General features: G+C 54.3%; 1 protein-coding gene. It reads right to left on the bottom strand.

All coding sequences use genetic code 11. The features are described from left to right. Positions 1-440: IMP dehydrogenase (locus ACTHTS_RS11280; protein WP_440370091.1), on the bottom strand; the 440-nt coding region annotated here is incomplete at both ends.

The raw sequence follows: 440 nt of genomic DNA, 5'->3' as shown, positions 1-440 counted from the left end.
GGGAACGCCTGTACTTTTCATGGCTTCGGAAACATTGTGAATCGCAGTCAGCTTAGGCACGCCCACGCCTGCCACGATACGGGTCGTACAAATCGAGCCCGGGCCGATACCGACTTTAACAGCATCCGCACCGGCAGCCACCAAAGCCAAAGCGGCTGTAGCAGTAGCAATGTTGCCGCCGATGACTTGGATGTGCGGATAGGTTTCTTTTACCCAGCGCACGCGATCGATAACGCCTTGGCTATGACCGTGTGCAGTATCGACCACAATCACGTCCACGCCTGCTTCTACCAATGCTTTGACGCGCTCTTCGGTATCGCCGCCGGTACCCACCGCGACACCGACACGCAGACGGCCTTCGGCATCTTTGTTGGCATTAGGGAATTCGGTTGTTTTCAGAATATCTTTAACTGTAATCAGACCTTTGAGTTCGTCTTGGT

Origin of the sequence: Neisseria sp. P0019.S003 (genome assembly GCF_051957115.1) — a bacterium.
In the GTDB taxonomy this organism is placed as follows: Bacteria; Pseudomonadota; Gammaproteobacteria; order Burkholderiales; family Neisseriaceae; genus Neisseria; species Neisseria flavescens_D.
This window is presented reverse-complemented; position numbering and strand designations above follow the sequence as displayed.